This window comes from Reyranella sp. GW821-FHT14A01, assembly GCF_058803965.1.
In genome coordinates, this window is the sequence record NZ_JBXAPM010000005.1 from 63,580 (window position 1) to 69,579 (window position 6,000).

Here is a 6,000-nt window from a genome sequence, read left to right on the forward strand (position 1 = left end):
GTCTCCCGCCCCAACCGCGGCATGGGAGCCTCGGCGACCGTTGAACGCGCCCTGCGGATCATGGATTGGGCACCGCCGAGATGATCACGACTGCTTGAGCAAGCGGGTATTCGTCCGTGATGCTCAAGTCGATTTGGGCCGTCATGCCGGCCGGCGTGATCTTTTGCAGCCGGGCCAGCGCTCCGCCCGTCAAGGCCAGGGTGGGCTTGCCGCTTTTCTGATTGATCACACCCATGTCACGCCAGAAGACCCCCGCCCGCAGCCCGGTGCCCAGCGCCTTGGCGCAGGCCTCCTTGGCGGCAAACCGCTTGGCGTAGCTGGCGGCACGGGTTGCCCGGCCTTCCGAGCGCTTTTGCTCGGTTTCCGTGAAGACACGCTGCACGAAGCGCTCGCCGAAACGCTCCAGCGACTTCTCGATGCGCCGGATGTCGCAGAGATCGTTGCCCAGGCCGATGATCACGCGGCGGCTCCCCCGGCCCGCGCGGCATCCATGATGCGGCGCATCTCGCGGATCGCCGGCTCCAGGCCCACGAAGATCGCCTCGCCGATCAGGAAATGGCCGATGTTGAGTTCGCGCACCTCGGGAATGGCGGCGACCGGCGCCACGTCGGCATAGCTCAGCCCGTGACCGGCATGGCATTCGAGGCCGAGCTGGGCGCACAGCGCCGCCGCCTTGGCGATGCGCTGCAACTCCACCTGCTTGGGCGCGCCCTCGATCTCGCAATAGCGGCCGGTGTGCAATTCCACGACCGGTGCCCCCAGCGTGACCGCCGCCTCGAGCTGGCGCGGATCGGCCTCGATGAACAGCGAGACCCGGATGCCGGCATCGCGCAGGCGCGCCACCATCGGCTTCAGATGATTGTGCTGGCCGGCGGCGTCGAGCCCGCCCTCGGTCGTGCGCTCCTCGCGCTTCTCCGGGACGATACAGGCGGCGTGGGGCTTATGGCGGAGCGCAATGCCGACCATCTCCTCCGTCGCCGCCATCTCGAAGTTGAGCGGCACCTTGAGCTCGCGCATCAGCCCCTCGATGTCGGCATCGATGATGTGACGCCGGTCCTCGCGCAGATGCGCGGTGATGCCGTCGGCGCCGGCCGCTTCGGCGAGGCGCGCCGCGCGCAGGGGATCGGGCAGATGCCCGCCACGCGCATTACGCACGGTGGCGACGTGATCGATATTGACGCCGAGACGCAGGTGATTGGGCGCAGTCATACGCATCTTTCGCGAAGGGAGGAGGAAGCCGTCAATTGCGGGCGCGTTCGACGGCGTTGATGGCGGGCGTGGCGCGCAGCGCCGCGGTGATGTCGGCGAGATGCTTTACGTCCGACACCTCGACGTCGATCACCATGTCGAAGAAATCCATCGACCGGTTGACGATGCGCAGGTTCGAGATGTTGCCCTCGTGGCGGGCGATCACCGTCGACAGGCTCGACAGGCTGCCGGGCTGGTTGGAGACCGTGATCTTGAGACGTCCGGTATAGACGCCACCCTCGTTCTCGCTCACCGAATCCCAGCCGACGTCGATCCAGCGCTCCGGCGCCTCGGAGAAGCTTTCCAGGGTGGCGCAGTCGATCGTGTGGATGGTGACGCCCTTGCCGGTCGTGATGATGCCGACGATGCGATCGCCGGGCAGCGGATGGCAGCAGCGCGCGAAGTGCACCGCCATGCCGGGGATCAGCCCGCGGATCGCGATCTGGCCCGGCTCCAGCTTGCCCGCTCGCCCGGTCTCGGTCGCCTTGCCGGACTTCGAGCGGGCCCGCGAGATCGGCACGACGTCGGCGCCGCCCTTGCGCGGCTGCTTGAGGCCCGGATAGACCGCCGTCAGCACCTCGCGGGCGCCAACGAGGCCGGCGCCGACCGTCGCAATGAGATCGTCCGTCGAGGCCTGCTTGAAGTTGATGCGCACGCCGTCGAGGCCCTTGTCGGTGACCTCGTAGCCTTCCTCGTGGAAGGCCTTGTCGAGCAGCGACCTGCCGAGCTGGATGTACTGCTCGCGCTGGCGCACGCGGATGAAGCGGCGGATCGCGGCCTTGGCCTTGCCGGTGACGACGAAGCGCTCCCAGGTCGGCGACGGTGTCTGCGCCTTCGAGGTGATGATCTCGACCTGGTCGCCGTTGGAGAGCTGCGTGCGCAGCGGCAGCATGCGGCCGTTGATCTTGGCGCCGACACAGGTGTCGCCCACCTGGCTGTGCACCGCATAGGCGAAGTCGATCGGCGTCGCGCCGCGCGGCAGGGCGATCAGCTTGCCCTTGGGCGTGAAGCAGAAGACCTGGTCCTGGAACATCTCGAGCTTGGTGTGCTCGAGGAACTCCTCGGCATTGGGCGCCTTGTCGAGGATGTCCATGAGGCTGCGCAGCCAGGCATATTGCGGCGCGTCGGTCGACGGACCGCCCTGCTTGTAGATCCAGTGGGCGGCAACGCCGCGCTCGGCCTGGTCCTGCATCTCCTCGGTGCGGATCTGGATCTCGATGCGCTGGCCGAGCGGGCCGATCACGCCGGTGTGCAGCGAGCGGTAGCCGTTGGGCTTGGGAACCGAGATGTAATCCTTGAAGCGCTGCGGCAGCACCTGATAGCGGCCGTGCAGCAGGCCGAGCGCCTGGTAGCATTGCGGCACGTCCGCGACGATGATGCGAAACGCCATGATGTCGGCAAGCTGCTCGAACGAGACGTTCTTCTTCTGCATCTTGCGCCAGATCGAATAGGGCGTCTTCTCGCGCCCCGAGACCTGCGCAGGGAGCCCGCCATCCTTCAGGGTGCGGACCAGTTCGACTTCGATCTGCGGCACCAGCTTGTCGCCGCGTTCGCGGAGGTAGCCCTGCCGCGCCAGCACCGAGGCCCGGCCGTCGGGATTGAGCTCGGCGAAGGCCAGTTCCTCGAGTTCGCGCTTCACCTTCTCCATGCCGATGCGCGAAGCGAGCGGCGCATAGAGGTCCATGGTCTCGCGCGCGATGCGCCGGCGCCGTGCCGGCTCCTTGATGTGATGCAGCGTGCGCATGTTGTGCAGGCGGTCGGCGAGCTTCACCAGCAGCACGCGGATGTCCGACGACATGGCCAGCACCAGCTTGCGCAGGTTCTCGGCTTCCTTGGTGCTCTCCGACTGGATTTCGAGGCGGGAGAGCTTGGTGACGCCATCGACCAGCCGGGCGATGTCCTCGCCGAACAGGCCGGCGATCTCGTCCCGCGTGGCGTCGGTGTCCTCCAGCGTGTCGTGCAGCAGGCCGGTGACGATCGAGGCGGTGTCGAGCCGCATCTCGGCCAGGATGCCCGCGACCTCGACGGGATGGGAGAAATACGGGTCGCCCGAGGCGCGCAGCTGGTTGCCGTGCTTCTTCAGGCCATAGACGTAGGCACGGTTGAGCTTATCCTCGTCCGCATCCGGATCGTAGGAGTGTACGCGCTCGACGAGTTCAAACTGACGAATCATGGCAATCACCCACTATATGGGGACGATTGCGTTCACTCCACGGCGTTTGCACGAATAGCAGGCTGAACCCTGCTAGGGCTCAGCCCCCCGAGACCTACTCGGTGACGTCGTCTTCCTCGGCCATCGGCAGCGCCTTCGGCTGGGCGGCTTCCGCACCGCCCTGCGCCAGCGCCGCGGCCAGCTCCTGCTCGAGCTCGGCCATCTCGTTAACTTCCTCGGGCTTGTCGACGTCGGCATGCTTCTGCATGCCCGAGATCAGCGAATCCTTCAGGACGGCCTGGTCGAGCTTGACCTCGGCGATCTCGCGCAGCGCCACGACCGGGTTCTTGTCGCGGTCGCGGTCGAGCGTGATCTGGGCGCCGGCCGAGATGTCGCGGGCGCGCTGCGAGGCGAACATGACGAGTTCGAAACGGTTGGGGACCTGCAGGATGCAGTCTTCGACGGTGACGCGCGCCATGGGCGGAACCTCAAATTTCGTGTGAGCCGCGGGTTATAGCCCCCTCCGCCCAAAAGGCAAGCCGGCCGGGGCCTAGAAGGGCTGAGCGACCTGGTCTGCCGGCAGGCCTTTCAGGAGATCCTGGATCGACACACCGGAGATGGGATGCCGCCAGGCCGGGGCAAGATCGGCCAGCGGCCGCAATACAAAAGCCCTCCCCGCCATACGGGGATGCGGCAGGGTGGCTTTTCCGGGCGCGGGAGCGGCTATTTCCCCCCGATAATCGAGCAAATCCAGGTCGATCAGCCGCGGCGCGTTGGGGACGCTGCGGACCCGGCCGAACAGATCCTCGACCTCGTGCAGGGTGGCCAGCAGCTCGTCGGCGGACAGGCGGGTGGCAATCTCGGCGACCACATTCACGTACCAAGGCTGGTCGGAGGCCGGGACCGGTGCCGTCCGGTACCAGCGGGAGTAGCGCAGGACGCGGGTTTCCCGTCGGTCCAGTTCGAGCAGGGCGGCCTGCAACGTCTCGCGCGGCGAGGCGTAGGACGGATGGGTTAGATTGGCCCCGGCGCCTATGAAAATCGGCCGACGCTCCACATTGTCCACCAGCAAATCCCCTCAACCCCTTGTGATCTATAGGTTAACGACCTACTCTTAATATGCTTTCGGAGAGGCGTGGGTTACCAGCCTTCCACCGCACCATAAATTTATCGCCAAGCCTCGTTTATTCTTTCAAAGGGTTTCATCGCCATGAAAGGCAATTTCTACGAGAACGAGCGCGTCGCGCTGTTCATCGACGGTGCGAATCTCTATTCGGCCGCCCGCGCCCTGGGCTTTGACATCGACTATCGCCGCCTCCTGAAGGTGTTCCGCGAGAAGGGCCGATTGGTTCGCGCCTACTACTACACGGCGCTGGTCGAGGATCAGGAATATTCGCCGATCCGGCCGCTGATCGATTGGCTGGATTACAACGGCTACACCATGGTCACCAAGCCGGCCAAGGAATTCACCGATGCCATGGGCCGTCGCAAGGTCAAGGGCAACATGGACATCGAGCTGGCCATCGACGTGCTCGAAATGGCCGACCATCTCGACCATGTGATCCTGTTCTCCGGCGACGGCGACTTCCGCCGGCTGGTCGAGGCCGTACAGCGCCGCGGGCTCAGGGTCTCGGTCGTCAGCACGATCAAGTCGGCCCCGCCGATGGTCGCCGACGAACTGCGCCGCCAGGCCGACGACTTCATCGAACTGTCCGAGTTGGCCCCGCTCATCGCGCGCGCCTCGTCGGAACGCGCGCCGCGCCCGGCGACGGCTCCCCGCGAGCCGGATGCCGAATTCGACGACGCGCCGCCCGAATCCGTGATGCGCTCGGCCTAGGCCAACCGCTTCGGTGTCCGCGCCCGCTTTCGAAGAGCCGCCGCTCGACTGCCCGCGCTGCCCGAGGCTCGTGGATTTTCGCCACGACCTGCAGGGCAAGTTCCCCGACTGGAAGAATGCGCCGGTGCGCTCATTCGGCAGGCTCGACGCCCGCCTGCTGATCGTCGGGCTGGCGCCGGGCATGAAGGGCGCCAACCGCACCGGCCGCCCCTTTACCGGCGACTATGCCGGCGACCTCCTCTACTCGACCCTGCTGAAGTTCGGCTTCGCGCAGGGCACCTACCGCGCCGATCCCAACGATGGGCTGCAACTGGTCGACTGCCGCATCGCCAACGCGGTGCGCTGCCTGCCGCCCGAGAACAAGCCTCTGCCGGTCGAGTTCACCGCCTGCCGACCCTTCCTGCAGTCCGAGCTCGCCGTCATGCCGGCGCTGAAGATCCTGGTGGCCCTGGGCAAGGGTGCGCACGATCAGATCCTGCGCGCCCTGACGGTGCGACCGGCCGGCGCCTACCCGTTCATCCACAACCGGCTGCACCAGTTGCCGACCGGCCTGATGCTCGCCGACAGCTATCACTGCTCCCGCTACAACACGAACACCGGCCGCCTCACGACCGAGATGTTCCATCAGGTCTTCGACGGCGTCCGCAAGGCACTCGACGAGGCGTAAACCTCAGAGTCGACTCCGCATCAATGGAGCGCGCCACTCCAGTGGCGCTCATGATCCTGTCTCTTCTCCACATCTGACGCTGCCGACGATTGTATC

The 6,000-nt window shown here is 66.2% G+C and carries 7 protein-coding genes; 2 read left to right on the plus strand and 5 right to left on the minus strand.

Features of this window, described 5'->3' with window-relative positions:
- Positions 1-58: 58 nt before the first annotated feature.
- The 5 genes from acpS to folK form a co-directional block, all read right to left on the minus strand.
- Positions 59-460: a holo-ACP synthase gene (gene acpS / locus AC1ROX_RS11265; protein WP_296328118.1), complete on the minus strand. Its 402-nt coding sequence runs from the start codon at positions 458-460 to the stop codon at positions 59-61.
- Positions 457-1,209, minus strand: coding sequence for a pyridoxine 5'-phosphate synthase (locus tag AC1ROX_RS11270; protein WP_493125455.1), 753 nt, complete (start codon positions 1,207-1,209; stop codon positions 457-459). Before AC1ROX_RS11270 ends, acpS begins: the two co-directional genes overlap by 4 nt.
- A gap of 31 nt (positions 1,210-1,240) precedes the next feature.
- Complete coding sequence (locus AC1ROX_RS11275; RefSeq protein WP_493125457.1) at positions 1,241-3,421, minus strand: RelA/SpoT family protein; 2,181 nt, start codon at positions 3,419-3,421, stop codon at positions 1,241-1,243.
- A gap of 94 nt (positions 3,422-3,515) precedes the next feature.
- The gene (gene rpoZ, locus AC1ROX_RS11280; RefSeq protein WP_493125459.1) at positions 3,516-3,878 is read right to left on the minus strand and encodes a DNA-directed RNA polymerase subunit omega; all 363 of its coding nucleotides are present in this window, start codon (positions 3,876-3,878) and stop codon (positions 3,516-3,518) included.
- Positions 3,879-3,950: 72 nt separating this feature from the next.
- The gene (gene folK / locus AC1ROX_RS11285) at positions 3,951-4,466 is read right to left on the minus strand and encodes a 2-amino-4-hydroxy-6-hydroxymethyldihydropteridine diphosphokinase (protein ID WP_493125461.1); all 516 of its coding nucleotides are present in this window, start codon (positions 4,464-4,466) and stop codon (positions 3,951-3,953) included.
- 144 nt (positions 4,467-4,610) lie between these two features.
- Here folK and AC1ROX_RS11290 point away from each other — a divergent pair, with 144 nt between their 5' ends.
- Entirely contained in the window at positions 4,611-5,237 is a 627-nt protein-coding gene (locus AC1ROX_RS11290; RefSeq protein ID WP_493125463.1) for a LabA-like NYN domain-containing protein, read from the plus strand.
- 13 nt (positions 5,238-5,250) lie between these two features.
- The gene (locus tag AC1ROX_RS11295) at positions 5,251-5,904 is read left to right on the plus strand and encodes a uracil-DNA glycosylase (RefSeq protein WP_493125465.1); all 654 of its coding nucleotides are present in this window, start codon (positions 5,251-5,253) and stop codon (positions 5,902-5,904) included.
- Positions 5,905-6,000: the final 96 nt, after the last annotated feature.

What these genes read in the sequence shown, in the direction of transcription:
- AC1ROX_RS11270 (WP_493125455.1), bottom strand. Translation starts at nt 1,209, where the DNA reads ATGACTGCGCCCAATCACCTGCGTCTCGGCGTCAATATCGATCACGTC.
- AC1ROX_RS11290 (WP_493125463.1), top strand. Translation starts at nt 4,611, where the DNA reads ATGAAAGGCAATTTCTACGAGAACGAGCGCGTCGCGCTGTTCATCGAC.
- rpoZ (WP_493125459.1), bottom strand. Translation starts at nt 3,878, where the DNA reads ATGGCGCGCGTCACCGTCGAAGACTGCATCCTGCAGGTCCCCAACCGT.
- AC1ROX_RS11275 (WP_493125457.1), bottom strand. Translation starts at nt 3,421, where the DNA reads ATGATTCGTCAGTTTGAACTCGTCGAGCGCGTACACTCCTACGATCCG.